Origin of the sequence: Pseudomonas sp. MH10 (assembly GCF_034353045.1) — a bacterium.
GTDB lineage: Bacteria > Pseudomonadota > Gammaproteobacteria > Pseudomonadales > Pseudomonadaceae > Aquipseudomonas.
Genome location: NZ_CP133783.1, coordinates 4,442,143 through 4,466,974 on the forward strand (window position 1 = coordinate 4,442,143; position 24,832 = coordinate 4,466,974).

At 56.5% G+C, this 24,832-nt stretch carries 23 protein-coding genes and 4 pseudogenes; 6 read left to right on the forward strand and 21 right to left on the reverse strand.

Translation table 11 applies throughout. From position 1 onward, the window contains the following. Nucleotides 1–71 precede the first annotated feature (71 nt). From RHM59_RS19950 to araD1, 3 genes are all read right to left on the reverse strand, one after another. Complete coding sequence (locus RHM59_RS19950; RefSeq protein WP_322166244.1) at nucleotides 72–1,628, reverse strand: altronate dehydratase family protein; 1,557 nt, start codon at nucleotides 1,626–1,628, stop codon at nucleotides 72–74. Nucleotides 1,629–1,673: 45 nt separating this feature from the next. After that, entirely contained in the window at nucleotides 1,674–2,993 is a 1,320-nt protein-coding gene (locus RHM59_RS19955; RefSeq protein ID WP_416194732.1) for an MFS transporter, read from the reverse strand. Nucleotides 2,994–3,059: 66 nt separating this feature from the next. Continuing rightward, nucleotides 3,060–4,064 carry an AraD1 family protein gene (araD1, locus tag RHM59_RS19960; protein ID WP_322166242.1) on the reverse strand — a complete coding sequence of 335 codons (1,005 nt, stop codon included), beginning with the start codon at nucleotides 4,062–4,064 and terminating at the stop codon, nucleotides 3,060–3,062. A 152-nt stretch (nucleotides 4,065–4,216) separates the two neighbouring features. Between araD1 and RHM59_RS19965 the strand changes: the two genes are divergently transcribed. After that, entirely contained in the window at nucleotides 4,217–5,143 is a 927-nt protein-coding gene (locus RHM59_RS19965; RefSeq protein WP_322166241.1) for a LysR substrate-binding domain-containing protein, read from the forward strand. Between the two features lie 33 nt (nucleotides 5,144–5,176). Here RHM59_RS19965 and RHM59_RS19970 read toward each other — a convergent pair whose 3' ends face one another. The 5 genes from RHM59_RS19970 to RHM59_RS19990 all read right to left on the reverse strand — a co-directional run bounded on the left by RHM59_RS19970 (nucleotide 5,177) and on the right by RHM59_RS19990 (nucleotide 10,393). Then, nucleotides 5,177–6,274: a D-alanyl-D-alanine carboxypeptidase family protein gene (locus tag RHM59_RS19970; RefSeq protein ID WP_322184796.1), complete on the reverse strand. Its 1,098-nt coding sequence runs from the start codon at nucleotides 6,272–6,274 to the stop codon at nucleotides 5,177–5,179. 172 nt (nucleotides 6,275–6,446) lie between these two features. Beyond that, nucleotides 6,447–7,847, reverse strand: a complete 1,401-nt coding sequence (locus RHM59_RS19975) for a HAMP domain-containing sensor histidine kinase (RefSeq protein WP_322285249.1) — start codon at nucleotides 7,845–7,847, stop codon at nucleotides 6,447–6,449. Then, nucleotides 7,825–8,502, reverse strand: a complete 678-nt coding sequence (locus tag RHM59_RS19980) for a response regulator transcription factor (RefSeq protein ID WP_322166237.1) — start codon at nucleotides 8,500–8,502, stop codon at nucleotides 7,825–7,827. The genes RHM59_RS19975 and RHM59_RS19980 overlap by 23 nt, the downstream gene beginning before the upstream one ends. Before the next feature lie 486 nt (nucleotides 8,503–8,988). Next, the gene (locus tag RHM59_RS19985) at nucleotides 8,989–9,588 is read right to left on the reverse strand and encodes an NADPH-dependent F420 reductase (RefSeq protein ID WP_322166236.1); all 600 of its coding nucleotides are present in this window, start codon (nucleotides 9,586–9,588) and stop codon (nucleotides 8,989–8,991) included. 70 nt (nucleotides 9,589–9,658) lie between these two features. Beyond that, the gene (locus RHM59_RS19990; RefSeq protein ID WP_322285250.1) at nucleotides 9,659–10,393 is read right to left on the reverse strand and encodes an SDR family oxidoreductase; all 735 of its coding nucleotides are present in this window, start codon (nucleotides 10,391–10,393) and stop codon (nucleotides 9,659–9,661) included. Between the two features lie 141 nt (nucleotides 10,394–10,534). On the opposite strand from RHM59_RS19990, the gene RHM59_RS19995 reads away from it, so the two are divergent. Continuing rightward, nucleotides 10,535–10,897 (forward strand): helix-turn-helix domain-containing protein, encoded by a 363-nt coding sequence (locus RHM59_RS19995; protein ID WP_322166234.1) that lies wholly within the window; start codon nucleotides 10,535–10,537, stop codon nucleotides 10,895–10,897. Nucleotides 10,898–11,101: 204 nt separating this feature from the next. Here RHM59_RS19995 and istB read toward each other — a convergent pair whose 3' ends face one another. Then, nucleotides 11,102–11,857, reverse strand: a complete 756-nt coding sequence (gene istB / locus RHM59_RS20000) for an IS21-like element helper ATPase IstB (protein WP_322285251.1) — start codon at nucleotides 11,855–11,857, stop codon at nucleotides 11,102–11,104. A 17-nt stretch (nucleotides 11,858–11,874) separates the two neighbouring features. Continuing rightward, the gene (gene istA / locus RHM59_RS20005; RefSeq protein ID WP_322285252.1) at nucleotides 11,875–13,389 is read right to left on the reverse strand and encodes an IS21 family transposase; all 1,515 of its coding nucleotides are present in this window, start codon (nucleotides 13,387–13,389) and stop codon (nucleotides 11,875–11,877) included. Between the two features lie 181 nt (nucleotides 13,390–13,570). On the opposite strand from istA, the pseudogene RHM59_RS20010 reads away from it, so the two are divergent. Beyond that, nucleotides 13,571–14,116: pseudogene (locus tag RHM59_RS20010) on the forward strand (DUF1016 N-terminal domain-containing protein); the annotation flags it as partial. A 657-nt stretch (nucleotides 14,117–14,773) separates the two neighbouring features. On the opposite strand, the gene RHM59_RS20015 reads toward RHM59_RS20010, so the two are convergent. The 4 genes from RHM59_RS20015 to RHM59_RS20030 all read right to left on the reverse strand — a co-directional run bounded on the left by RHM59_RS20015 (nucleotide 14,774) and on the right by RHM59_RS20030 (nucleotide 17,456). After that, a complete protein-coding gene (locus RHM59_RS20015; RefSeq protein WP_322285253.1) occupies nucleotides 14,774–15,862 on the reverse strand; it encodes a macro domain-containing protein in 1,089 nt (362 codons plus the stop codon). Beyond that, nucleotides 15,859–16,503, reverse strand: a complete 645-nt coding sequence (locus RHM59_RS20020; protein ID WP_322166232.1) for a DUF4433 domain-containing protein — start codon at nucleotides 16,501–16,503, stop codon at nucleotides 15,859–15,861. Before RHM59_RS20020 ends, RHM59_RS20015 begins: the two co-directional genes overlap by 4 nt. Then, on the reverse strand, nucleotides 16,500–17,081 hold the full coding sequence (locus RHM59_RS20025) for a DarT ssDNA thymidine ADP-ribosyltransferase family protein (RefSeq protein WP_322285254.1): 582 nt from the start codon (nucleotides 17,079–17,081) through the stop codon (nucleotides 16,500–16,502). Before RHM59_RS20025 ends, RHM59_RS20020 begins: the two co-directional genes overlap by 4 nt. A gap of 63 nt (nucleotides 17,082–17,144) precedes the next feature. Then, nucleotides 17,145–17,456 (reverse strand): restriction endonuclease, encoded by a 312-nt coding sequence (locus RHM59_RS20030; RefSeq protein ID WP_322286728.1) that lies wholly within the window; start codon nucleotides 17,454–17,456, stop codon nucleotides 17,145–17,147. A gap of 41 nt (nucleotides 17,457–17,497) precedes the next feature. Between RHM59_RS20030 and RHM59_RS20035 the strand changes: the two are divergent. The 3 genes and pseudogenes from RHM59_RS20035 to RHM59_RS20040 form a co-directional block, all read left to right on the forward strand. Then, a pseudogene (locus tag RHM59_RS20035) lies at nucleotides 17,498–17,743 on the forward strand (nuclease); the annotation flags it as partial. A gap of 3 nt (nucleotides 17,744–17,746) precedes the next feature. Continuing rightward, a pseudogene (locus RHM59_RS25585) lies at nucleotides 17,747–17,953 on the forward strand (integrase); the annotation flags it as partial. Next, nucleotides 17,950–18,225, forward strand: coding sequence for a hypothetical protein (locus tag RHM59_RS20040; RefSeq protein WP_322166230.1), 276 nt, complete (start codon nucleotides 17,950–17,952; stop codon nucleotides 18,223–18,225). The pseudogene RHM59_RS25585 and the gene RHM59_RS20040, both read left to right, overlap by 4 nt. Before the next feature lie 9 nt (nucleotides 18,226–18,234). Here the strand turns inward: RHM59_RS20040 and RHM59_RS20045 are convergent. The 7 genes and pseudogenes from RHM59_RS20045 to eutC all read right to left on the reverse strand — a co-directional run bounded on the left by RHM59_RS20045 (nucleotide 18,235) and on the right by eutC (nucleotide 24,820). Beyond that, nucleotides 18,235–19,477 (reverse strand): annotated as a pseudogene (locus RHM59_RS20045) (tyrosine-type recombinase/integrase). 502 nt (nucleotides 19,478–19,979) lie between these two features. Then, entirely contained in the window at nucleotides 19,980–20,699 is a 720-nt protein-coding gene (locus tag RHM59_RS20050) for a helix-turn-helix transcriptional regulator (RefSeq protein ID WP_322285255.1), read from the reverse strand. Between the two features lie 215 nt (nucleotides 20,700–20,914). Beyond that, a complete protein-coding gene (ppa, locus tag RHM59_RS20055) occupies nucleotides 20,915–21,442 on the reverse strand; it encodes an inorganic diphosphatase (RefSeq protein ID WP_219062705.1) in 528 nt (175 codons plus the stop codon). A 121-nt stretch (nucleotides 21,443–21,563) separates the two neighbouring features. Further along, nucleotides 21,564–22,376 carry a M90 family metallopeptidase gene (locus RHM59_RS20060; RefSeq protein WP_322285256.1) on the reverse strand — a complete coding sequence of 271 codons (813 nt, stop codon included), beginning with the start codon at nucleotides 22,374–22,376 and terminating at the stop codon, nucleotides 21,564–21,566. A gap of 6 nt (nucleotides 22,377–22,382) precedes the next feature. Continuing rightward, nucleotides 22,383–23,033, reverse strand: a complete 651-nt coding sequence (locus tag RHM59_RS20065; protein WP_322166227.1) for a DedA family protein — start codon at nucleotides 23,031–23,033, stop codon at nucleotides 22,383–22,385. A 389-nt stretch (nucleotides 23,034–23,422) separates the two neighbouring features. Further along, entirely contained in the window at nucleotides 23,423–23,881 is a 459-nt protein-coding gene (locus RHM59_RS20070) for a GNAT family N-acetyltransferase (RefSeq protein ID WP_322166226.1), read from the reverse strand. Between the two features lie 105 nt (nucleotides 23,882–23,986). Then, on the reverse strand, nucleotides 23,987–24,820 hold the full coding sequence (gene eutC, locus RHM59_RS20075; RefSeq protein ID WP_322166225.1) for an ethanolamine ammonia-lyase subunit EutC: 834 nt from the start codon (nucleotides 24,818–24,820) through the stop codon (nucleotides 23,987–23,989). Between the last annotated feature and the right edge of the window lie 12 nt (nucleotides 24,821–24,832).

The window sequence follows — 24,832 nt, forward strand, 5'->3', positions numbered from 1 at the left end:
GCTGTTGAAATGAACGGCTCCGCATCGTACTGGACGAGGGAGCCGGGGCGCCGAAGTGGATGAAAAAGGTCTTAAGTGATCGCGCCGATCTGCCACGGCACGAACTCGTTCTGGCCGTAGCCATGTTGCTCGCTTTTGCTTTTATCGCCCGAGGCAATTCGCAGCATCATGCGAAAAATGTACTCACCGCGTTCCTCGATGGTCATGGTGCCATCGGCAATGCCACCGCAGTTTACGTCCATGTCCTCCTCTTGGGTTTCCCACAGGCGGTTATTGGTGGCAAGTTTGATGGACGGTGAGGGCGCGCACCCGTAAGCCGAGCCGCGACCCGTGGTGAACGCGATAAGGTTAGCCCCACCCGCCACCTGGCCGGTTGCAGAAATCGGGTCGTAGCCTGGAGTGTCCATGAACACCAGCCCGTGGGCCCTGACTGTTTCGGCATATTCGTAGACATCGACCAGATCGGTGGAGCCAGCTTTGGCCACCGCACCCAGTGATTTTTCAAGAATAGTGGTCAGTCCACCTGCCTTGTTACCCGCCGACGGATTGTTGTTCAGCTCCGCATCCATGCGCTTGCAATAGGCCTCCCACCAGTGAATACGCGCAATCAGCTTTTCACCGATGTGCTGACTGACGGCGCGACGGGTCAACAGGTGTTCGGCACCGTAGATTTCCGGCGTTTCAGACAGAATCGCGGTGCCACCGGCCGCGACCAGACGGTCTACCGCGTTGCCCAGCGCCGGATTGGCGGTGATGCCCGAGTAACCGTCCGAGCCGCCGCATTGCAGACCGATGATCAGGTGTTTGGCGCTGACCGGTTCACGTTTGACCGTGTTGGCTTGTGCCAGCAGTGACTTCACTTGAGCGATGCCACTGGCGATGGTTTTAGACGTGCCGCCCGTTCCCTGAATGGTGAATGCACGCAGTGAGTCGCTGCTTTTCAGGCCCTGAGCCGCCAGCAGGTCTGGAATCTGATTGGTCTCGCAACCCAATCCGATCAACAGGACAGAGGCGAAGTTGGGGTGAACCGCATAGCCGCCGAGCGTTCTGCGCAGCATGGCCAGCGCTTCGCCGTTAGGGTCGACCGCACAGCCGAAGCCATGGGTAAGTGCCACGACGCCGTCGACGTTGGGGTATTGGATCAACGCCTCAGGGTGAATGTCGCGGCGAAAGTAATCTGCAATGGCACGCGCCACGGTGGCCGAGCAATTGACCGAGGTCAGAATGCCGATGTAGTTGCGCGTGGCCACCCGGCCGTCGGCGCGCACGATGCCCATGAACGTTTCCGCTGTGGGCGTGGGGCTGCCTTTGGCATCGACGCCGAACGCGTAATCCCGCGCGAAATCGCCCATCGCCACGTTGTGTACATGCACATGTTGCCCTGCCTCAATCGGCTGACTGGCGAAACCGATGATCTGGCCGTAACGGCGTACCGGTTGGCCCACGTCAATATGACGCGCAGCGATCTTGTGGCCGGAGGGCACGGGCTCAAGCACCTGGATGCCTTCGGCGCTCAGCTCCAGGCCTTTGACGAGTGGTTGCCGGGCGATCAATACATCGTCTAGCGGGTTGAGTCTGATCACGGCATTGGCCGCTATTTCACTGCCGGTTGTCGCTATGAGTTGCATGACGGTTACCTCGGCTTGTCAGGTAGTGCAATGGAGTCGAGCGGTTTAAGCCAATCCACGTTCGCGATAATCAATCAGGCTGGAGAACAACATCAGTCCAAACGCCATGACGACGAAGAAAATCAGCGCCAGAAAATAGGAACCGGTGAACTGCACAATCAAGCCAATCAGGATCGGGACGATGACACCGACCATGTTGCCGCAGAAGTTCATGCTGCCGCCCAGTACACCGGCTTTCGATTGACCGCCCAAGATCGCCGGCAGGCACCAATACATGCCGCACCAACGGATGAAGAACAGAGCGACGCAGAGCAGCGCAATCACGCGCGCGGCATCAGGGGTGTAGGCCACCAGAAGGATGCATACCGCCGCGACAGCTGCCGAGCCGCCAAACATGGTGCGCATGACCTTGTTAGGTTCGCCGCCTGCTGCCTTCCACTTGTCGGCGAGCCAGCCACCGACCATTTCGCCAATGAACCCGCACATGAAGATCAAGAACGTGGCGCCGCCCATGGCCTTGATGTCGAGATTGTGCGCCTGATGCAGATAACTGGGCATCCAGGTCAGCAAGCCATAAAACACACTGTTGTAGCAGGCATACCCGGCAAACATGGCCAGCACGGAGCGGCTTCGAAGCAGTTCTTTCATGACCGCTTTGCCACTGCCGTTGGCCTTGGCCGCAGCATTATTGGCGTCGGTGATGTAGGCCAGCTCTGCGCTGTTGACCTTCGGATGTTCGGAGGGGTGGTTGCGGATGTACCACCAGGCCCACATGCCGACCAGCATGGTGCCCACGCCTGCAACGAAAAACGCGATGCGCCACGAGTCGAACCAGGTGATCAGGCCGGTGATGATAATGGCGCCAAATGCCGTGCCCAGTGGGGCACCGCCGTCTACCAGCGTTGCACCGCGACCCCGTTCGTTAGGTGTGAGCCAAGCGCCGTTGAGCTTGGCCCCGGCCGGCATGATCGGCGACTCTGCGACGCCCAGGCCGACGCGGGTCAGCAGCAGCATCATCCAGTTGTTAGCACCGCCAGCGATGGCCTGAAATGCGCCCCAGCCAATGGTGGCAACACCAATGATGTTGCGCACCTGAAAGCGGTCCAGCAGCATTCCGCTGGGGATCTGCATCAAGGCGTACGACCAGAAAAACGCACTGAGCATCAGGCCTTCAAGGGCCGGTGTCATCTTGAACTCGGTGGATATAAGTGGCAGCGCCACCGAAAGCGATGCGCGGTCAATGTAGTTGATGGCTGACAGCAGCAGCAGAATCAGGAAAATTTTCCAGCGTACGGTCGTCGGGCGTGACGCATCCGTCAGGGGTACGGAGGCAGCGGGTGCCCTCGCAACAGGGTTAGCTTTCATGCTCATCTCTCTTTTTATGTTTGTTATGAGGTGCAGATTAAACAGGCCTCCGGGAGACCTTTTGCGTCACAGTTCTTTTACGTCGCCAGCGCTGATGCCCGAGTGACTGACCTCAATACCATTGCGCAGGGGGGCGCCGAACTCCGACAAGCTGATTTCGAACACGTCGCCCGGCTGCGCTTTCACGTTGTCGGCGAACGACAGCGTGGCGGTGCCGAAAAAATGCACGTGCACATCACCCGGGCACAAAAACTGCTGATATTTGAAATGGTGATACTCAAGGTTTTCGATGGAGTGGCACATATTGTCTTCGCCACTCAAAAACTCTTTCTCCCACAGCACTTCGCCATTGCGATGGATGCGGCTGGTGCCCGCCAGATGGCGCGGCAGTGGACCCACGCGCAGTTCCGGGCCGTAGGAGCAATTGCGCAGTTTGGAGTGGGCCAGGTAGAGGTAATTACGGCGCTCCATCACGTGATCGGAAAACTCATTACCCAGGGCAAAGCCGATACGGTAGGGCTTGCCGTCGTCGCCGATGACATACAGGCCAGTCAGCTCAGGCTCTTCGCCGGTATCTTGCGCAAACGCAGGCGACTGAAAAGCTTGGCCCGGACGCACAACAATCGAGCCGTTGCCCTTGTAAAACCATTCAGGCTGAACGCCAGGGGTGCCGGGTTCAGGGCGCCCGCCTTCAATGCCCCACTGGAATATCTGTGCGGAATCGGTGATAGGGGTGACGGACTTTTCGTCATCTTGCTTCTGGTGCATCTTGTCGCGAGTGGAGGCGCTGCCCAAGTGCGTCAGACCGGTGCCGCTGACGAGGCAGTGAGCGGAATCTTCGTGATCGAGTGGCGGCAGAACCCGGCCCTGTTCCAGAGCGTCGGCATAACGTTGGTCGCTGGAGTGCGTGCCTCGGGCGAGCACTTCAGCGGCGATGCCGTGACCGGCACGGATGGCCGACAGGGCGAGTTCACGCATACTGACCACGCCGTTGACCACTTGGATTACGTCGCCTTCAACGACACCGACATGGCGAACTGACTGAGCGGATTCAAATTGGATTAGACGCACGGTCTCAACTCCTGATTATTTTTATAAGCGGTACCAGGCATTGCCATGCGCTTATGCGCGCCTGAGGAACCTGTTGCGGATTACTTTAAATTCCCAGGCCAATGCTGCCTAATGACAGCTGTTAACCAAGTGATAACTTTTGGTGATCCCCTATGTTGCCCTCACTGAACATCATCGCCTCGCGATTACGTCTGAAACAGCTGCGCTTGCTGATCAGCATTGATGAGCTGGGTTCAATTCACAGGGCGGCCGATGCCATGGCCATCACTCAGCCGGGGGCGACCAAGGCGCTTCAGGAGATCGAGTCGACATTCGGTACTTCATTATTCGAGCGCACCAGCAAAGGCCTTGATGCCAATGATCTGGGCCGGTGCGTAGTGCGTTATGCGCGATTGATCCACACGGACGTCGCGCACCTGCGCGAAGAAATGCTCGGCATCATGCAGGGTCACGGCGGGCGGCTGTCGGTAGGGGCGATCATGGGCGCGGTGCCGATGCTCGTTGATGGCTTGGCGCGTTTACGGATCAAGCAGCCTGAACTGTCAGTCTCCATTGTTGAAGACACCAGCGCCCGCTTGCTGAGCTTGCTCGATCAGGGCCGTCTTGATGTGGTCATTTGTCGAACCAGCGTAAGCCGCAGACCGTCGGCCTACGACACCCAATCCAAAGAACATGAAGCGCTGGTGCTGGTGGCCAATCCGGCCAATCCGTTTACCCGGCAAAAGCACCTCAAGCTGAGTGACATCGCCAGCTCACGTTGGGTCGTGTTCCCTGTAAACATGCCCATGCGCCTGACCCTCGAACGCGAGTTCAGAGAGGCCGGACTGAGTTTTCCGGTTTATCCGATCGAAACGTCTTCGACCTTCACCACCCTGTCCCTGCTCTTGAAGGACCAGGGACTGATAGCCGTCATGCCGGACGACGTTGCTCGCATGGCGTTGGAATACGGCATGCTGAGCCAACTGCCGCTGGCGTTGAAGTCGTACAGCGAGCCTTACGAGATCGTCACCCGCCAAGGCGTGCCAGTGAGTGTGCCAGGGCAGTTGTTGATAGATGAATTGGTACGATTGGCTACGTGAGGCCCGCCTCGGCGGTCTATGGAGCGGTTGCACTCATTCTGTAGGAACCACAATACCCAACAGGTCGAGGATGAATAGCCGCAACGTGTCCCACGTGCTTGACCACCAAGGCCCGGAGGCTTCGGATTGGAGGGCAATCAAGGGCCGAGTTGCTAGCTTTTGATCACCGTCAAAGAGCTCCACACTACCGACGACGGCGCCCATTTCGATTGGTGCTACGAGCCGTTTGTCGATGTGTATATGGGTTTCGATTTTTCGATCTCGGCTCTTCGGCAACGTCAGCGAAATATCGTCCAGTAGTCCCACCGGCAATGTGCGGTGTTCACCTTTCCAGACCAGGGGGCTTTCTAACACTTGAGCGGCCTTCGCGTACGTCTGGGTATCGAAAAATCGAAATCCATAGGTCAGCAGTTTTTCCGCGTCGTTGGCACGGTTGCGCATGGAGGTGGAGCCAAAAACGGCGGTGATCAAGCGGCGACCGTCTCGCACTGCGGAGGTGACCATGCAGTAACCAGCGGCATCGGTGTGGCCGGTCTTCAAGCCATCAACTGAGCTGTCGCGCCATAACAACAGATTTCGATTGGGTTGGCGGATGCCGTTCCAGGTGAAGTACTTGTTTTTGTACAGCGAGTAGTAGGCCGACTCATCGGTGATGATCGCCCGCGCGAGTTTCGCCATGTCTTGGGCTGACGAATAGTGATCTGGCACAGGAAGACCAGTAGGATTCATGAAGTGGGTATCTTCCAGCCCCAGTCGTTTGGCCGTGGCATTCATTAACCCGGCAAAGCTTTCTTCACTTCCAGCGATATGTTCCGACAGGGCAACGCTGGCGTCGTTGCCAGAATCAATCACAATGCCGCGCAGCAGATCATGTACCGGCACTTGGCTGCGCGGATCAAGGAACATGCGTGAGCCACCCGTGCGCCAGGCGTTCTCACTGATGGTCACCACATCATCGGCTTTCAGGCGGTTTGCCTGGATCTCGTTGGTGGCCACGTACACCGTCATCAGCTTGGTCAGGCTGGCAGGCGGCAGGCGCTCTTGCGGGTCGTGGCTGGTAATGATGTTACCGCTGGCGGCATCCATGAGCACCCAGGACTTGGCGTTCAACTGGGGCGGTGAAGGGGTCATTGGTCCTGAGGGAACAGGTGCGGCAAACGCCGGTATCCAATGAGCGCAAACAAGTGTCAGAACGAGCTGCAGTATCGGGCGTTTCACAAACATATAGCCTTGGGTCGACGGAAGGTCCGTCAACCTAGGCGAGCTGTCTAACCCGCTCAAATTAAGCAGGGTTAAGAATTGTTTAAGAACGCTCGTTTTGAGAGTCGCGTAGCGGGCAATCAAGGACAATCCGAGTGCCTCGACCCTGATTGCCTTCTTCGATGCTCAAGCCAAATCCATGCAGCCGCGCGATGGCGGCGACCAGCGACAGGCCAAGTCCGTTGCCCGGTTGCTGTCGCGTTGCGTCGCCCCGATAGAGGCGTCGCGTGACACTGTTGCGTTCGGCGGCCGGGATGCCAGGGCCGTTGTCCAGCACTTCGATGCTCAGGCTGTGCTCTCTTCGCTGACAGATCAGGTGTATTTCGCCTCCCGGCTGAGTGAACTTGATTGCGTTATCCATGAGGTTCACCAGCGCCTCGAACAGGAGCGACACATCACCTCGTAGCGTCGGATAGTGCCCGCTTATTTGCAGGATCAATTGCTGACCCTTTCCTTGAGCCAGTGGCTCATAGAACTCATGCGCTTGTTGCAGTAGCGCTTCGGGCTGAAACGAGCCGAAGGCCGAACGCCGTCGGGTGTCCTCCAGCTCCGAGATACGCAGCAGACCCTGAAACCGCAACATGATCGACTCGCTCTCTTCCAATGCCAGATTAAGCGTGTCGGCATGGGCCGGTTGCAATGGTAGTTTTTGCAGTTGGTAGAGTCGCGCGCGAAGGCGGGTCAGCGGGGTTCGCAGGTCATGAGCGATACCGTCGCACACGCTTTTGACCTCCAGCATCAGTTGCTCGATGTGCTCAAGCATGGTGTTCACGGCGTTCGCGAGCATGTCGAGTTCATCGCGGCGAGCAGACAGTGGCAGGCGCTCACGCAGGTTGCCCGAGACGATGCTTTCGGTGCTGCGCTGCAGCCGCTCCACGCGGCGAATGGGTCGCCTGCGCAACAGGCGCCAGCCTACCAAACCGGGGATAAGCGTCAGTGATAGCCCCCAGAACAAAGCTTGTCCGATGATGCCGCCCACCGCAGAAATCGAGCCCCCATCACGGGACAGAATCAGGATTCGGCCATCGGGCCGGTTTAATCTGAACGCATAACTGCTGCGGGTTTCCTCGCTGGGTAAAGCAATGCTTAAACCACGTTCCAGATAATGCACTTGGCCGTCGTCCGGGAGGTTCAAACGCAGCTTGAGCAAGTCCCCTGTGAGGTGTTTGCCATCGGCTTCGAATAGGCCGTAGGCGTCGATTCCGGGTATGGAATACACCTCGCTGCCTGCCAATTCAGTTACCAGCGTGGCGTCGTCCACCTTCTGATAGTAGTGCGCCCGTTGCATCAGGGTGCGCTCGGCCACCGTGCCCAAATAGCGGGAGATTTCCCAATACAGCACACCGGTAAATACCGCGCCCCACGCTACAAAAAACAGCGCATATAGGCCGATCAGACGGCTGTTGCTTGAACGCCAACGGTCAGCTTTTTTCGACCAGAACATAACCTGACCCACGTATCGTCTGAATGGCCGGTGCGGCTGCACCTTCTATTTTTTTGCGCAACCGACCGATGTGGACGTCGATGATGTTGGTGCCGGGATCGAAGTGGTAGCCCCAAACTTCCTGAAACAACATGGTACGAGTGACCAATTGCCCGGCGTTACGCATCAGGTATCTCAGAAGCTTGAACTCGGTGGGGAGGAGGGCGACTGCATCGCCGTTTAGCGTCGCCGTCTGTTCAATCAAATCGACGCGCAAGCAGCCGAAATTCAGACAGCGATCGGCATTGCCGGGGGTAGGATTACGCAACAGAACTTCAAGACGCGCGATCATTTCTACCATTGAAAACGGTTTGGTGAGGTAGTCATCGCCACCGGAGCGCAGACCGCGCACGCGTTCATCGACGTCCGATAAGGCGCTGATCATCAAGACGGGGGTTTGGATTGCCAACTGGCGCAGCGTACTGACGATGGTCAGACCATCGAAGTCGGGCAGCATGCGGTCCAGCGTGATGACTTCGTAGCCACCGGCAATAGCCATCGCAAGACCTTCGCGGCCGTTGTCGGCCCACTGTGTACTGAAACCGTGAGCCGCCAGCTCAGCAATAATGGCCTGTGCCGTGACTTCGTCATCCTCGATGACCAATGCACGATTCATTCGAATCTCCAGGCGAAAAGCGGTATTTATTCTAAGGCAGGAACACGTCTGGCGGGTAAGTCGACCCGGTAAACTAAATTTTTCTTAACGCGGGTTCACGCTGTGGGAGAAGAGTGCTGAGCTAGCGTGACGGCTTTTCCAACGAGGAAATACCTGCCGTGAGCCGTCTATTCAAACCCTTGTTACTGTCCTGTGCCCTGTTGATTCCTTGCGTGAGTCACGCCGCCGATGCACCAAAAACTGCCCCAGCGCCGCTGAAGCTGCTCAGCTCAAGTGGCTTCATGAATACAATGCACGCCATCGCCCCTGACTACGAAAAAAACAGAGGTGTGAAGTTGACGGTGCAGGGGCCGGTGAAAGGGCAGATGTCGCGGGTGATTCCTGTTGTGTCGGGTGCTAGGGGGCAGGGGGCTTAGTTGGCTTGATGCGGGTGGCTGCCCTCTGTCCCCGAGGCAGGATCGCATTGAAATGTGCGATCGCGATTCATCAGTCGAACTTGATCAAGTCTTTAAAGATCAGTTGACCCCAGCTATTTCCGCGCGCCTGCACAAGCAGTCCACCGTCCGAAAGCCCGCCAAGTTTGATCGGCGAGAAGCCGAGACTTTCCGCAAGCGCACTAATTTCCGCTGCGGCGCCGTCATCGTCGCTCGCCAGGAATACGACTCTCCTGCCGCCCTGTACGGCCGGGTCTTGGTCAAGGACGGAAGCGCCCAAATGGTTGAAGCCCTTAACCAGTCTTGCACCCGTAAAGGCCTGCGCGACGAACTTGGAAGAAGGTTGTCCTCCCAGTTCCTCAGGGGGCACGCCGTAGGCATTGGTTACATCGATGATGGTCTTGCCCTGCCAACTGGGCAGTACCTTCGCGACATCCGGGTGCGACTCAAAACGGACGGCCAAAAAGACGATGTCCGCCTTGACGGCTTCCGCCAGTGTTTTGGGAATGATCGTGGGTCCGATCGCGGCCGCGGCGGGTGCGAAGCTTTCCGGGTCGCGGGTGGTGGCAACGGATACTTCGATGCTGTTGCGGGCGAACGCTTTGGCCAGGGCTTGGCCTATACTGCCGAAGCCGATAATTGCGTAGCTCATATATTTTCCTTCAGTTTACCGAGCCCTACGGCGCTCCGAATAATCGAATGGAGCGCCGGAGGGCGTAGCGTCAGAGTTGGGCCAGGCCGCCGTCGACGGCGACTTCGCTGGCGGTCATGAAGCTGCTGTCATCCGACGCGAGAAAGGCAGCTGCCGCCCCGACTTCCGCCGGATCGCCCATGTGCTGGAGAGCAGTCATCGAGCCGTAGGCCTTCAGGCCCTCGTCGCCCAGCGCTGCCTTCGCAAGTTCGGTGGCCACCGCGCCAGGCGACAGCACGTTTACCCGGATGCCGGTGCCTTTAAGGTCCTCCGCCCAGCTCCGCGCGAGGTTACGCACGGCTGCCTTGCTCGCGCTGTAGGCGGTGAATGCCGGGGCGCCCGTGGTGCCGGCGCTTGATCCGGTCAGGATGATCGAACCGCCCCGGCCCATCAGCGGCAGCGCCTTCTGGACCGTGAAGATCGTACCCTTCACATTGGTATCGAAAGTTTCGTCAATGTGCTCGGCGGTGATTTTGCCTAGCGCAAGCTGGCTTCCCACCCCTGCATTGGCGAAAACGATGTCGAGGGTTCCGCGCTCGGCTTTCACCGCTGCGTAGAGTCGGTCGAGGTCGGCCTCATCCGAGACGGAGCCCTTCACTGCGCGGGCATTGGGCCCGAGGTCGGCGACAGCGGCATCGAGCGCTTCCTGCCGGCGGCCGAAGATGAAGACGAACGCTCCCTCCTCAATGAAACGCTTTGCTGCGGCGCGGCCGATGCCGGTAGCGCCACCGGTGATCACGGCGGTCTTTCCATTCAGTCTGGTCATGATGTGCATCCTTCCTAAGAGTTTTACGCAAGCAGAGAACTGATTGCTTGAGGCCAAGGATGCAATCCTGATAACTTAAGGACAAGTATGCAATCCTGATAACTTAAGGACAAGTATGCACTTTTAGGTAAGTACCAAAAAATGACGAAACTTTCTGAAATCTGCGACACCGGCTGCGGGCTGAACGCCACGCTGCGCATCATCTCGGGCAAGTGGAAACCGCTGGTCCTGTTTTTTCTGCGCGACGGCCCGAAACGCTACGGCGAGCTCAAACGCTTGGTCCAAGGCGTCAGCGACAAAGTGCTGATCCAGCAATTGAAGGATCTGGAGGCCGATCGCGTGCTAACACGGACCGACTACAAAGAGGTGCCGCCCCGGGTGGACTACGCGCTGACCCCGCTCGGTCGCAGCCTGGCCGACGCGATTGTCCCGCTGTGCAGTTGGGGAACCGAAAACGCGACGGAAATGGCAAGCATCTTCGCCAAGCGCGACGCGTTGCCCTAGGATGCTGAAGAACTGCTGAGTCGGATGATCCTGCGTATGCTGGGCGGTAGGTCGAACGCTTCCGATAAGACTGTCAGGATGGGTGATTTTGGCGCTTTGGTGCGGATTCCACGCCATTCGGCCACTCATTCCACTAGCATCCGGCCACCTGTTCCACGCTTATCCGGCCGGGCAGTCGGAGCGCAGCAACGCAGGTTTGCATTGTTAGTCTGAAGTACCCGCCGTCGTCAATTTCGTTGAGCGTCTGCGCATCGATTCGCCCTTCAGTTCAAGGTGATAAGCGTTGTGCACTAACCGGTCGAGGATCGCGTCGGCCAAGGTCGGATCGCCGATCAGTTCGTGCCATTTATCCACCGGCATTTGGCTGGTCACCAGCGTTGACCGATGACCGTAGCGGTCGTCCAGCAGTTCCAGCATGTCGCGTCGTTGCGCGGCGGTAAACGGAGCCAAGCCCCAGTCATCAAGGATCAGCAAATCTGTCTTGGCATAGCTGGCCATGAGTTTGGCCAAACGACCGTCGCCGTGAGCCATGCCCAGTTCTTCCATTAGCCGTGGCAAACGCAGGTACCGCACGCTGTAGCCGTCTCGGCAGGCCTTGTGGGCCAGCGCGCAAGCGAGCCAGGTTTTGCCCACGCCGGTCGGGCCGCCGATGATTAAATTCAGTCCGTCTCGTAGCCATTGGCCGCTGCCCAGTTGCAAAATCAGTGACTTGTCCAGGCCACGGGGGCTGCGGTAATCGATGTCTTCCAGACAAGCGTTATGGCGCAGTCGGGCCAGTTTCAGGCGGCTGCTCAGGCGCGTGTTTTCACGCTCGGTCAACTCGCGATCAACCATCAGGCCCAAGCGTTCATCGAAGCCGAGGTCATTGATGTCGGGCGTTGCGTGTTGTTCGCCTAGCGCCTTGATCATGCCGTGCAGTCGCAGGGTTTGCAGCTTGTCGAGGGTTGGATTGGGTAGCATTTTGGTGCTCCTTCAGGTCAGTGGTAGTAGCCGGGGCCGCGCAGGTTGATGTGGTCTTCGGGTAACAGCGGGAGGTTTTGTTGGACCAGTGGCAGCCTTTCAAGACCTTGGCGCAGGATCGATTCAAGGCTTTTGTAACTGCATGCGCCCAGCGCCAGAGCGCGCTGACATGCAGCTTCCAGACGGTCTTCGCCATGGTGTTTGCCCAAGCGCAGGATGCCCAGACAGGCACGAAATCCGTGTTGCGGATGGATTCTTCGTTCGAGGATGTAGGCGATAACTCCCGCGGTGTTTGGCCCGGTTTGCTCAGCCCAGCGGATCAACCGTTGCGGCGTCCATTCGGCATGCTCGCGGTGGCTCTTGGGCATGTGCTCGATGTGCGTGGTGTGGCGGCCCTTATGCAGCGAGCGTAGATGGCTGGCCACGCGCTGGTTGGCGTTGAAGCACTCCACCGTTTGCGCCGTCAGGCGCACTTCAAGCTGGTGCTTCACCAACTGATACGGCACCGAGTAGTAGTGGCCGTCGACTTCGACGTGGTAGTCGATGTGCACCCGTACCTTTTTCCATTCGGCATAGACGTAGGGATGTTCCGGCAGCGGTTGCAGCACCGGTTGGTCGATGGCCTCGAAGGTCGAGCGACGTGAGCCAGGTAGTTTCTTGAAGGGCTTCTGGTTGAGTCGATCCAGCAACAAACTGATGGCTGTGTTGAGTTCGCCCAGCGAGAAGAACTGGCGGTTGCGCAAGACCGCCAAAATCCAGCGCTCGACCACCTGCACGCCTACTTCAACCTTGGCTTTGTCCTTGGGTTTACGCGAGCGAGCGGGCAACACGGCGACCCCGTAATGCTCGGCCAGATCACGGTAGCTGGGGTTGATGTCCGGCTCATAGCGATGCGCCTTGCTGACGCCGCTGCGCAAATTGTCTGGCACCAGGATCTCGGATGTCCCGCCGAGAAAAGCGAAGCAGCGCACGTGCGAGCCCAGCCAGGCCGGCAATTTCTGCGACCAGGTGGCTTCTGCAAATGTATAGCTGGAGGCTCCCAATACGGCGACGAATATCTGCGTCTGGCGGATCTCGCCTGTGTGCCGGTCGATGACCGATACGGTTTGGCCTGCGTAGTCGACGAACAGTTTTTCGCCTGCACGGTGCTCCTGGAGCATCACCACGTCGATCTTGGCGGCCCACAACCGATAGTGCTCGCAGAACCAACTGTACTGAAAACCTTGGGGTTGGCTGAAGCGGTATTCCTGCCAGAGCAGAGCCAGAGTGACACCGGGACGGCGCAATTCGGCGTGAGTTTTTGCCCAGTCAGGCATGGGGCGCTGTTCGCTGGGCACAGCGGGTGGTGGCGGAAAAAGACTCCGTTGCAGCTCGGCATCGGTCAGGGCGCAGGGCCAAATCAGCCCGCTGACAGCAAAGCGATTGAGATAGTCACCGACGCTGGCTCGACTCACTTGCAAGCTGACAGCGATCTGGCGAGCAGACAGGCCGACGTGGAATTTGAGACGTAATACTTCTCGAATCTTACGCATGGATAACCTTTCCACGACGACCTCTTTGCTTCGATAAAAGAGGTCGATAGTAGTGAATTAATCCTGCGTCGCTGCCTGCCTTAGGGGTGGCCGGATGTGCGTGGAACGGGTGGCCGAATCACCGTGGAATCAGTGGCCGGATGCTCATGGAATGGGTGGCCGAATAGCCGTGGAATCCCCACATAATGCTCAGCAGCGCGCCGCACTGGCTGTGAATCGCGAGCTAGTGCTGCTCTACTGGCAAATTGGTCACGATATATTGATCCGGCAAACACAGCAGGGCTGGGGTGCAAAGGTCATCGACCGCTTGGCGCATGATTTGCGAGTAGCGTTTCCCGCTATGAAAGGGTTCTCGCCACGCAACCTCAAGTACATGCGCGCCTTTGCCGAGGCGTGGCCGGACACGGATTTTGTGCAACAGGCTGCTGCACAATTACCTTGGGGTCACAATCTGGTGCTACTTGATAAACTGCCAGGCCCCGAAACCCGTCGCTGGTATGCCGCTAAGGCAATCGAGCACAACTGGTCGCGCAACATTTTGGTGATGCAGATCGAGGCTCGTCTTCTGGAGCGCAGCGGTAAAGCTATCAGTAACTTCGACAGTCACCTGCCCAAACCGCAGTCCGACTTGGCCCGGGAGTCCCTGAAAGACCCTTATCGCTTCGACTTCCTTGGCCTGACCCTCGATGCGCAGGAGCGTGAAATCGAAAACGCTCTGGTCAAACATAATTGGTGGAGTTCCTTCCGGCAGAGCTGCAAACCAGCCTGCCCAGCATCGAGCAGATCGAGCGCGAGCTGGCAGGTGATGACGCATTCATGGATGACGACTCGCAATGATCCAAAGGGAGACCTATCGATTGCGGAACAGATAGTTGCAGGGTGGTCGCAATCTTGAGCAGCGACTCGATATATGTAATGTGTTTGCATCGTCGGCAAATGTAATGCCTAGGTTGCCGGAAATCAGGTTTGATCAAGTTGCTCGATGGGCGCCAGCCAAGTCACTGGTAAAGGGTTTGTCCTACGCCCATCCAGTTTCCAACAGACATTAAAAAGCCGGCTTGTAGTTAGCTTTTTATCGATATAAGTATTTGAAAATAAATAAATTATCGTTTTTGTAAAGCCTTCAGTTCCCCCATTTTTTGCGATTTTTACCTGATTTTTACCTGATTTTTTACCGGCAAAAGACCGGCTTTTTTAGCAGGGTTTGTTCCGTATTTTCTTTCCGTTTTGCATTGAACTGTCATCGGAAAAATATCGGGTACTTTGAGTTGTTCAGTGCCTATCCGTTTCTTAGAATCGTACGAATTTATGCTTGTAGGCTACAGCAGCTGAAACAAGACCCTTGTGCAGACTGTTTCCAGTCTGCACAAAAAGCTGACATCCCCTAGCAGGTAGCCATCTCAGGCCTGAAACTACTGGAGGTAAGGCGTTTCAGCGCAATATCAAGCGCCTGATCGTCAAACAGCTTGCTTTTGCGAGAGGCAGCAGCGGCTCCCCCATCCCAATGCCTCAACGCTTCGCGCACAGCCGGGACAGTCGGGGAAACCCCTCCCTGGCTCAGCAACCAATCAACCGTTGCCAATAACTCCATGCCAAAGGGCGACTCAAAGCCATCGATCAACTCGACGGTGCGCTCCAACGCTCGGGAATATTCCTTGGCTTCTGTTTTGAGATAGGTTTGCAGAAAGGATTTACGCTCTTCGTCAAACCAGATCACATCATTGATTCCTGCATCACTGATGCGTTTGTCGCAATGCAGATAGCTGCCATCAAGATTATTGAGCAGATGCTCCAATCGATTGGCATACGGACCGTATTTATGAGCTTTGAACTTAAGGTTCAAAGGGTTCTCGGTGTCCGGCAGCTTTTCTATGGCGCGCTCCAGGAACCAGGCCAGCTTCTGAATCTCAAGCAGGCTGCATTCCATACCTAAAACCCAATAGCGTCGAACCAATTCGGCAATGAGCGCGCGAGCAGGCGTGAGCTTTTCCACTCCGCTACGTTTGGCGACATTCAGATACTGGCTGGAAGGTTCGAACACTAAGACATCCAAATCCAAATCACTCAACACAGCAATAATCTGCTCGCGGACTTCAGGCCATTTCAAGCCACCGTTACCGGCGCCCAGCGGTGGGACGGCCACAGACTTGACCTGATTTTCAATCAAAAAACGGCGCAGATCATGCAAGCCTTCCGTCACCCAAGCCATCTGCGAAGGTGATCGCCAGTGACGTTTGGTAGGGAAGTTTACGATCCAGCGGGGGCCTTCCAGTTCGTTGACTGCAGTCACGTGAACTTTGCCTGTCTCCACTTCACCAGCCTTGCAGGCAGCTGAGTACAGACGGTAATTCTCCGCGAAGCGCTCTTTGAACATCAGCGCGATACCTTTACCCATCACGCCAACGGTATTCACTGTGTTGACGAGGGCTTCGGTCTTGGCTTCCAGAAGGTTACCTTGGGTAAATCTGATCATTGGAAATACCATCCCGGACGCGCATGAACAGACAACCTCAGACCTCTAGCGGCGACGTCCTGCTCTATGCGTTCTTTCATCGCATCGGTGTAGCACATGATGCCAAGGAGTCCTGTAATCGGTAGGTGATGGTGAATCAGCGCTTCGGCCTGATAACGCTCCATCTTTCGAGGGTCATCAGGATCACGTTTGAAGTCACGCCGCTGAAGGATCGGCCAATCGATCTCGCCAAGATTCGCCAGATCACTGTAATAGTTTGTCCAATCCGGGTAGGCATGTGCGTTTGTGAAGACGAACGGTAGGCCAAGCTGTTCGACGCGGTACAGGCTGGAGACCAGAATTACGATCTCGTCGTTGCTGCGCTGCTGAACACTCCACCCAGAATGAATGTTTTTCATCATCACAGAGAAGGGGGTGAAATAGAAGGGTACGTAGTCGGCCAGTACCCTCCCCGGTGCTATCGGGACGTGTCGGGATCGGCGCTTGTCTATCAAGTCAGTGTTGCCAATGTTCACGTACTGCGGTGCCTGCACGTCCGAATTTGCGCAGTGCAGACCGTTGTCCAGAATCCAAGGCAGGTTATCGCGATGGACGATACGCCAAATCAGAGCCTTCTCTGGATTCAGTCTGCTGTAGATCATTTACGAAACATCCCCGGATTCACGGTGAGACGTACCTTAACACCTGCCTCGCGCATTTTTTCCGTGCAGAGCCTCTCGACCTCAGAATTTGGGACAAAAAGCATAGAAAAGTCTTTCGGCGCGACGATACCAGGCGCGAGGCATTCTGCCATGCAGATGCTTTTGCAATCGAAGTCCTGATAGTCCCGAGTACTCATGACCTCCCATCTGATGGTTTCGAAGCCTTTGTCGTAGTCAAGTAGCTGAATTTCATCGTTTGCCAGTGGGTGGCGAGGAATGACCTTCCAACCGTTTTGTTTTGCAAATGATCGGTACACCGAGATCAGTACAAATTTTGATTTCGGTCTGTTGATCTGCACGCTTCCATCAAAAGGATTTGCAGCAAACCAATGAAAGGGCACATAGCGGTTAAGCTCGAGGGCTTGGCGCTTCTTCAGAATTTCACTGTCTGCTACGTCTGCGAAGACGGTGAGGTCGGCGCGAGGTTTCAAGCCTTCCTGAAAAATGCCATTGAGGTTTTCAACCGAGGTGAGGTGGTAGAGAAGCTTTTGTTCCTTGATGTTTCTGACGTCCGGCATGTTGGTCTCCTTGACCTATGCACCTATCTGAGCAGGCTTCAGCCCTACGTTTTTCCGAGTTAGCTAACGGCAACCTTCATTCAGTAGGGGTTGGTAAAACATTCCCTGTGACTGTATTGTGCCACTATTCGGATCCGCAAATGCGATGTGAGATTCGCCTGTTCGCCAGAAAATGCACGTTTCACTCTTCGTCAAAGTAATCACGATCCAGTGCAAGTAATCGCAACAATTGTGGTGTCGTGACCACCTCATGATTCGCCAGCGCTTGGACTGAACGTAGAACTTCCCAAGCCCCAGCTTGTCGATCGACATAATACCGTCGATACCGGCGTCACCAGGGTCGCCTTGACCAATCACCAAGGCAGCAATCACCATGTTTTCAATTTCGCCGATGAAAATTCCCAAGGACTCACAACTTGCCTATCAAAACGGACGTCTGGACCGTCGGCCTTGCACCGAACAAGCTGCGCCAAAGTCGATTGGCCAGCGAGCAGCTGCTGGAAGAGATGATCATCAGCTCCCCAAGCATTCTCTCGGATGAGTGGATGCTGATAGGCAGACAAGAAAACACAGGCATGGGCGGCCGCATCGATCTATTGGCGATTGCTCCTGACGGAAATTTGGTGCTGATTGAACTCAAGCGAGATCGCACTCCCCGTGAAGCGAACAACCTCAAAGGCTTCCACGAATTGCGGGCGGCCTATGCGTGCGAACGCTATGAGCAGATTACCCATCATCCCGCCCCCATTAACGGAGGCAAGTGATACCAGCTCGACCAACGCCTCGATCAAGAGGCTCGAGAACAAGTCAGCCACGAACTGGGGCACGGACGTATTGACGTGGTTTCGGCTTACATTGGTGGTCGAGCGTGAGCAAGCCATTCGGTATTGAACTGTTCCTGGTGAGCGGCCTGACCGGGTCGCAAACCACCCGTCAACGTCACCTCCGTCAGGCGAAGGCTATCCAAACAGCGATAGCTGAGCGCTGGCAACGTGACAATTCATGGACTTGGCAGCAAAAGCATCTCGCATGGTTTTTAAAGCACCACGTGAACCTGCACGCGGAATCTACGCGCTATTACGTTCTGCTGACCATCCAATTGCTCACTCTTCGTTTAGGGAAATCCTGGCAGTTCAACCGCTAAACTTGATCATTAGCGCGTCCCTGCGTCGTTCCGGATAATCTCACTATCGCTGCCACCTTTGGATGTAGCGTACTGAGCCCAAACCATCATCAGCTCTCGACGCTTTTGGAAGAAGTCAGATCGTGAGTAAGCGCTTTCGGTTTCACCTCGCTGATCATGAGCCAGTGACAGTTCACAAATCTCTCGAGGGAAACTGGTCTGCTCGCCCGCCCAGTCGCGGAACGTTGAGCGGAATCCGTGGCGAGTGATGCTTTCGTAACCGAGCCCGTGCAATAGGTTACGAATGCCGTTGGCATGCATGACGCCGCTACGACCACTCCCTGGAAATACATAAGGGCTTTCGCGGCCGATCTTGGGAAGATTCTTGAGTAGTGAGACGACCTCTGGCGCCAGAGGGATCGCGAAGCCTGGCGGGTCTTCATTCGTTCGTCGGGCAAAGACCAGCGACCGGACTCAAGGTCGAATTCATCCCAACGCGCGAATCGGACCATGTGTGAGCGAGCGCCAGTTAGGATCAGTAACTGAGCTGCAACAGAACGTGGCTGGTGTCCTTACGCAAGGCTTCCATGAGCTTCGACAGGTCATGCCAATTCAGCGCGGGATGATGCAGGCGTTTGCGTGTTTTCTTCTTCTCATGCCGGCTGAGCAGGTTTTCCAGGTGGCCGCGCCAGCGTGCCGGATTCTCTCCAGTCCTGAGACCTCGGGCTCTGGCGGCATCCAGGATTTGTTCGATTTGCCCACGTACTTCGTCAGCCGTCCGCGTTTTGGTTGCCCAAAGTGGTTGCAGGGCCTTGATCAGGTGTTTGCTCTCGACCTGGTCGGCTGACAACTTCCCTATCGTAGGGAAAGCATAGAGCTCGAGTTTCCTCAGCCAGCCCTTTCGCCATTTCTCCGACCAGCTCGAACCATGGGCATCTCGATAGTCGGTGGCCAGTCTCTCAAAGGTAATCAGCTGCGCCAGTTCTCGGCGTTCAGCTTCCCGTTGAGCGGCTTGTTCAGCCTGTCGTTTTGCTAGGGGATCTGTGCCGTTGAGGATCTGGACTTTATGTTCATACGCGGCTGCGCGGGCTTTTTTCAGGTCGAGTTGAGGATAGCCACCCAACCCCATCTCTCGCCGTTTGCCGTGTAGCTGGAAGCGCAGCACCCAAAATTTTCGACCTGAGTCCTTGATGACCATGCGTAATCCATCGCCGTCTTCATAGGTTCCTGGGTCGGTCAGATTTTCGACTTGTTTCGCGGTCAGCTTGCCCATTTTGCTACCCTCAGTTCCCCCACCGGTTCCCCCACTTTGCCGTGGAAGAGGGTGGTTCAAAACGGAAGTCACAGGAACGAAAATAGGCTGAAACCCTTGACCTAGCAAGTCTCTCGCGGTTTTCAGTAGATGAGAGTGGCTTTCAAAAAGACATTAAAAAGCCGGCTTGTGGCCGGCTTCTCGTGGACGGGTTTGGTTCATTTTTGGTAAACCGCAACCGCCTTCAAATGTGCGCTCCGCAGCGGGGGCGACTGAATAGGTGCGAGGCAAACAGGTCGTTCGCTTCGAGTAAAACGTGGCGCGCATGATACTGGGGATCAGGGTTGATGCCTAGCATTTATGTGCATCGGGTTGGCTGAATTGGCGTTTTCCTCTTTCAACGGGCATTCATCAGCTCCATTGCATAACGGCCTTTCGCCAACAAGTTGGCTCTTACAGAGCCATACAATTTGCGGTGAGTCTCGACTTCCGCACCCATCTTTCAACACACCGTTTAACATCTTCACCGAAACGATACCGGTCGTCGGCGAGTGTTTAATGTGGACCACCAAAAAACCCATCCCAGCACCCGAATATTCTGTTGCTGGATTTGTTCGGCTGCAAATACCTCGTCGGGGTACTCGCCGCTGTTGTGGCTGCGCAGTCTGAGGGACCCTCCAGCGAGTCGATAAAGGTATTTCACACGGAGCATGCCGTCGTGTTCGAGGGCGTACATTTCGCCGTCGATGATTTGGGTCAGGCCGCGGTCGATGCCGATGATGGAGCCGGCCTGGATTTTCTCGGCCATGCTGTTGCCGACCATCTGAGCGCAGGCGGCGTTGCCGGGTTCGATGCTCATGGTTTGCAGGGTGCGTAGTGGCAGGCGAATTTTCCGCCCTGGCGCTTCGGCAACGATGGTTTGGCCTAATCCTTGAGCCGCCTCTATTTCCTCAAGGAGCGGCAATTGCACGTCCTCGGCGTTGTGGTGGGCTTCGCCATCAGGGTTGGCGATGCTTGTCTCGTCGAAGGTGTCGCCGGGATGTTTGGGGCCTTCTCCCGAGCGCAGCCATCGCGGGTTGACGGTCAATAGTTCAGCCACTTCTCCCAGACGCGCCATGGGGATGCCGCGCTTGAACCAATTATTCACGTGCTGTGGCGTCACGTTGCGGTTGGCAGCGAAGTCTGTCGCAGAGAGATGGCACTCCCGAAGGAGGGCGCGTAAGCGGTCACCTGATGTATTCATAACGCAAGTTTACGGAGGTCGACAGGCTGTTTAAATAAACGAGGTGTTCAAATGAGAGGTGGATCAAACGAGGTTATGAGTGCTAGGACTACAGTTGCCGCACTGATATGTAAGGGGTTTCCCGGAGTGTTTCCTAATGAGTAAACAATTAAATCCCACGTGTAAAAAAGCCTCGGCTTCCAGGCAGGAGAACCGAGGCTTTTTTATGTCGTTGATCAGCCTTTAAACGCGGCGACCGACTTCATGATTTCAGTGCGGGCAGCTTCAGCATCGCCCCACCCTTCGATCTTCACCCATTTGCCTTTTTCGAGATCCTTGTAGTTCTCGAAGAAGTGCTTGATTTGCTCAAGCAGCAGAGGAGGCAGGTCGGTGTACTCTTTGACGTCAACGTAGAGTTGAGACAGTTTGTCGTGCGGGACTGCGATGACTTTGGCATCGCCGCCGCCGTCGTCGGTCATGTGCAGGATGCCGACCGGGCGGGCGCGGATGACCGAACCCGGGGTGACCGGATAAGGCGTCACGACCAGCACGTCAAGAGGGTCGCCGTCGTCAGCCAGGGTGTTCGGAATAAAACCGTAGTTGGCCGGGTAAAACATCGGGGTGGCCATGAAACGGTCAACGAACAGGCAATCGGTTTCTTTGTCGATTTCGTATTTGATCGGCGCGTGGTTGGCCGGAATTTCGATCGCGACGTAGATGTCGTTCGGCAGGTCTTTGCCAGCCGGAATTTTGCTGTAGCTCATTGGGCGTTGCCCCCGTAGTTAACCAGTCAGGCTTTGATCAGAAGATCAAAAAGTGGCCGCGATTATAGGCATATTCATCGGCCGTTGCCACGCATGGCAATGGGCCTCTGGACCCTAGACTTTAGTCGTGATTGTTGTACGCGTGATGATTGCGCCGAAGTTGGTGCAGGCGGCCAAGGGTGTCCTGACGGTAGAAGGCTTTTAGCTGTTCATAGACAGCCGGGAATGCTTTGAACAGCATATCCGGGCCGCTGAAAAAGTATTCACTGGTGACCGCAAAAAACTCAGCCGGGTTTTCCGCCGCATACGGATCAATCGCCGGTGGGCTGTGCGGATGATGGTCCAGTTGCTGATTGAGGTGGTCGTAGGCGCTTTGCATAGCGCTGGCCCAGTCGCTGTTGCGCATGTCGCTGTGCAGCGGTGGAAAACCGTCGGCCGATCCGTTGAGCATGTCGAGTTTGTGCGCCAGCTCGTGGATGACCAGGTTGGAGGCGTTCCAACCGCCGCTGGATAAAACGCCCGGCCAGGCCAGAATCACCGGGCCTTGAGACCAGGCTTCGCCGCTGTGCTTGCCATCCCACTCATGTTCAACGCCGCTGGCATCGCGATGGCGTTGCGGGCTAACGAAGTCGCCGGGGTACAGCACCAACTCATGAAAACCTCGGTACCAGTTCAGATCGCCAAGGTTAAGCAGCGGCAGTTGTGCCTGAGCGGCGAGAAACAGGCGCTGCTCTTGATTGAGTTCAACGCCGGGCAAAGCCGTCAGGTGTTTGTCTTGCAGGAACAACACGCTGCTTTCAAGCAGCTGCTGATGCTGTTCGTCGGTCAGCCCGTCGAGAATCGCCAGCCGCTGCAGCACGCGATTCCAGACCTCGGGATTGACCGGGTGCTGGTCGATGATCCGGCGTCGGTGCCACGCGCTGAGAGACCACATCGGGAATCAGCGCGCGTTGGCTGAGCGCGCGGCCAGACGGCCACGCACCACGCCAATGATCATGGGCAGCAGGGACACAAGGATGATTGCGACGACCAACAACGACAGGTTCTTTTTGATGAACGGCACGTTGCCGAAGAAGTAGCCCAGCGTCACCAGCCCGCCGACCCAAGCGACGGTGCCCAGTACGCTGAAGAAGAAAAACCGGGGGTAGGGCATTTTGCCGACACCCGCTACGAAAGGCGCGAAGGTGCGGATGATCGGCAGAAAGCGCGCCAGCGTGACGGTTTTGCCACCGTGGCGTTCGTAGAAATCGTGGGTTTGGTTCAGGTAATCGCGACGGAAGATTTTCGAATTCGGATTGCTGAATAACTTTTCGCCCACCGTTCGGCCGACGATGTAGTTGGTGCTGTCGCCAAGTATTGCCGCCAGCATCAATAAGCCCGCCAGCAGAACCGGGTCCATGCCGCCGCCCGCTGCCACTGCGCCGGCGATGAACAGCAACGAATCGCCAGGCAGAAAGGGCATGACCACCAGCCCGGTTTCGCAAAAAATCACCAAAAACAGGATCGCGTAGATCCAGGTGCCGTAGTTGGTCACGAGCATGTCGAGGTAGACATCGAGATGCAAAATAACGTCAATCGGGTTGAATTCCATGTGCGGCACCTGTGTACATGACCCGGTCGGGGTCGCGCGCTTAAAAGGGAAGAGACTGCAAGGGCTGCATTATAGGGGGCGAGCGGGGCTTTGCCGGAACAGTTTGTCGCCGAGCGTGTCGGGATGTTTCGCCCCGCACTTGTCTTTCTAGTAGTTAACGTGTTCGCGAAGCGCCGTAACCGAACCTCCGCATTAACCCCTTTGCTATTCCAGATCTGCCGAGGTCCCTGTGGGGGGTGGCTTGCCAACGAAAGCGTAATTGCAGGCGACCCAGGTTTCAGATCGACATCAGCGGTGCGGTGACGGGCCTCTTCGCAGGCAAGCCTGCTCCCACAGAATGAACTGCGCGTGAGTCTTTCGGCGTCGAAGACGTTGCCCTCCTACAAGGTTCAATCCTCGCTGATAGGCAACACGTAGTTAACAAACTGGGTGTCGACCTTGAACCCGATGGACTCATAGGTTTTCTGCGCCACTTCGTTGTTGCTGCTGGTGAGTACCCGCATGCGCACGGCCTGGGTGTCTTTGGCCATTTTCTTCGCGACTTTCAGCAGGTGATCGGCGACTAACTGACGGCGGGCGTCTTCGGCGACGTAGATGTCGTTGAGGATCCACACGCGCTTGAGCGACAGCGATGAAAAACTCGGATAAAGCTGGCAGAAGCCGAGCACCTTTTTATCGTCGTCATCGTGCAATGCCAGGTAAATCACCGACTCTTTGCGGCGCAGGCGTTTTTCCAAAAAAGCGCGGGACGAATCGGGGTAGGACAGTTCGCCGTAGAACTCACGGTATTTGACGAACAGCGGAGTCAACAGGTCCAGGTGCTCGAGGGTGGCTTGAATAATCCGCATATTGGGCCTCAACTTCACTGCAATGAGAGGGATGGCATGTCAACGGGCTGGGCCAGTCGGTTTCGATGCTGCCTAAAGCTTTTAGAAAGCGCAATCCAATGGTGTTCAGTCGTTAGGTTTCGCCAGCAGGAAGTTGCCTTTTGAGGGTGCCGAAGGGTCTGATTCCAACGTATGAAGCTGCGCCTCGTCCTTCAGGCTGACCCCGGACAGTTGCCGTCGACAGGCTTCACGCATCAAATAAAGCAAACGATGGGCTGCCAAGCCGTAACTCAACCCTTCCAGGCGCACGTTGGAAATGCAATTGCGGGCCGCGTCGGTCAGGCCGACTTTAGGGCCGTAGGTGAAATACAGGCCCAGGCTGTCGGGAGAGCTGAGGCCGGGGCGTTCACCAATCAGGATAACCACCATTTTTGCGCTGAGCAGTTCACCGATTTCATCGGCCACGGCCACTCGGCCTTGCTCCACCAATATCACCGGAGACAGCGACCAGCCTTCGGCGGCAGTTTGTTCTTCCATCCGCTGCAAAAACGGCAGCGTGTGTCGATGCACGGCCAAGGATGACAAACCATCGGCCACCACAATCGCCACATCGACCCCACCGCGATGAGCTGTCGCGTAATCGCGCAGTTGCTGGGCAGACGCATCGTCCAGGCGACGGCCCAAGTCCGGGCGCTGCAAATAACTATTCCGATCAGTCGCGGCGCTGTGCAGCAGCAGTGTTTCGCGGCCACGTTCGGCCAGTTGCGCACTAAGCCCTGACTGATCAAACGGCAAATGCACCGCGTCCCGGGCCTGGGCGTGGGCGTATTGGAAATCCAGCTGCGCGCTGGTGGGTATGCTGGTGCCGGTGCGGCCAAGGGCGATTCGGGCCGGGGTCAGGCGGCGCAACTCCAACCATGGATTCTGGCTGTCGTTGGGCAAAACAGGTTTCTCAGCCATGGGTCAGTTCAC